Origin of the sequence: Candidatus Avelusimicrobium faecicola (genome assembly GCA_900540405.1) — a bacterium.
In the GTDB taxonomy this organism is placed as follows: domain Bacteria; phylum Elusimicrobiota; class Elusimicrobia; order Elusimicrobiales; family Elusimicrobiaceae; genus Avelusimicrobium; species Avelusimicrobium faecicola.
This window is the reverse complement of record UQFW01000090.1, coordinates 1-2105: the sequence shown is the minus strand read 5'-3', so window position 1 is coordinate 2105 and position 2105 is coordinate 1. Positions and strand designations below refer to the sequence as shown.

General features: G+C 47.7%; 2 protein-coding genes. One reads left to right on the top strand and one right to left on the bottom strand.

From position 1 onward, the window contains the following. Positions 1-991 (bottom strand): hypothetical protein (locus ACQY18_RS06620; RefSeq protein ID WP_428039304.1); only part of this gene is annotated, 991 nt, incomplete at its 3' end. A gap of 132 nt (positions 992-1123) precedes the next feature. Between ACQY18_RS06620 and era the strand changes: the two genes are divergently transcribed. Beyond that, complete coding sequence (era, locus tag ACQY18_RS06615; protein WP_428039303.1) at positions 1124-2026, top strand: GTPase Era; 903 nt, start codon at positions 1124-1126, stop codon at positions 2024-2026. Positions 2027-2105: the final 79 nt, after the last annotated feature.

The following is a 2105-nucleotide window of genomic DNA, read 5'->3' as shown; positions in this document are numbered from 1 at the left end:
AATCCCGGCGGTTAATGCCGTACACGGTGGAGGCCAACCGCAAGCACAGCCCAAACCCGTTATAGCGGGAGTTGCACTCCAGCGCGCGGAGTTTTAATTCTCCGTCTTTTTTGCGGATGGCCCAATCTATATTAATCTGCCCGCGCACTCCTTTGCCGTAATAGTAGCAAGCCAACATTAAGGATTTTTCGCGTATTTCGTCCAAAATTCCTTTGGGCAAACGCTGAAAGGGGAACGAACATCCCTCCCACGCCTCTTTATGAATCAGCTGGCTGTCTATCCCTACAAAGGAAACCTCATCATCTTTTAACATACACAAAGAGCCCAGCGTTTTGTAAATTTCTTTATAACGCTCCAAATAAAAATCGGCCTCTTTATGCTCTTGTTTAATAAGGGGCAGTAAATCCACCAAATTCCCTTTTATATTGCCATACCCGCCGGCGGAAAACGGCCTGCGCAAGAGGTATGTTTCCTGCGGGTTGAGAGTGGCCAAAATACGGGGCACTTTGTTCATGCCGGCTTCGTACACCGGGGCAATAGTGGGTATGCCGAATTTTTTGCACAACTCCTTAAAAACCAATTTGTTGTTGGCCTCTTGCACGGCAATAGAGTTATTAAGCAGTTTGTTTTCACACAACCAACTTAAATGCCCAAATTCTTTGGTGTAAATCAGCGGAATGACCACATAGCCCATGGCGCACAGGCGGCGCAGTTTTTTAAGCAGTTCTTCGTCGCGCGAAATGGCCGCCACCAGGCTTTCATCCGGCCGTTGCTCCCTGGGGAGAAAGACCCAATTTTTATGTTCTATTTTTTTGATGCGGGCCATGTAGTCCAAAAACGCCTGGTCCCGGTGGATAAGAGGGGATAACACGCAAAAATCCCCCGGTTTTAAGAGCTGTATGTATTTAAGCGAATGGGTTTTTAATGCGTCCAGCGCTTTACTCTTAAAAACAAAATCGTCAAGGTTCAAAATCCAAACTTTATGTGCCATTTTTTTACTCCGCACGGCGTTTGAGGGCCGGCAGTGTTGCAATATCTTAAAATTATATAAAAAACGCACTTGTAAACGCAGTTTTTTTCTAACACTAATGACGAATCCCCCAAAAACAAGTACAATACATTTATGGACGAAAAAAACTTTCATAGCGGTTTTGCGGTATTGGCGGGGTTGCCCAATGCGGGTAAATCCACGCTACTGAATCATTTGGCGGGGGGGCTGTTGTCACCCGTCACTAATAAACCCCAAACTACGCGCCAAAACATTTTGGCCATTAGCGAGGGGGACGGCTACCAAGTGGTATTTGTGGATACGCCCGGCTTTTTGGACCCGCGCTATAAGCTCCAGCAAACTATGCTTAACGCCGTGGACCGCGCCGTGAGCGAGGAAGCCGATTTGGTAATTTTTATGTTGGATGCCGCCGCCCCTTATGCACCGAATGCGGGGTTGGTGGAAAAAATCAAAAAAGTTTTTTGTCCTGTTTTTTTGGTCATTAATAAAACAGATTTAGTCAAAGAGCCCGCCCGCCTGGCGGAGCTGGAAGCCGCCGTGCGCAAAGATTTGAAAATAGAAAAAACTTTTTGTATCTGCGCGGCCGAGGGCAAAGGCGTGGACGAGCTGAAACAGGCGGTTATCGCCGCTATGCCGCAAAGCCCGGCATATTTCCCTCCCGGCCAGTGGACGGACCGCTGGGAGCGCTTTTATGTGGCGGAGTTCATCCGCGAGCAGATTTTTCTGTTGTATAAAAAGGAAATCCCTTACAGCACCTTTGTAGAGGTGGAAAAATTTACGGAAGACTTGGGGGATAAAAACTACATCCGCGCCATTATTCATGTGGAGCGGGAAAGCCAAAAGCCCATTATCATCGGCAAAGGCGGCGCGGCGATTGCGGAGTTGCGCACGCGGGCCCAAAAGCGCATTGTGGAGTTTTTGGGGCGCAAGTACCGGCTGGAGCTGACGGTGGTGGTGTCGCCGGAGTGGAGGAATGATAGTCAACTATTAGAGCGCTTTGGCTACATTGTAAAGTAATAACAACGAACAGCTGTTGGTAGGATTTAGATATAAACGCACAGAAAGCAAAATAACATTTTGCTTTCTGTTTGCGTTT

What these genes read in the sequence shown, in the direction of transcription:
- era (WP_428039303.1), top strand. Translation starts at nt 1,124, where the DNA reads ATGGACGAAAAAAACTTTCATAGCGGTTTTGCGGTATTGGCGGGGTTG.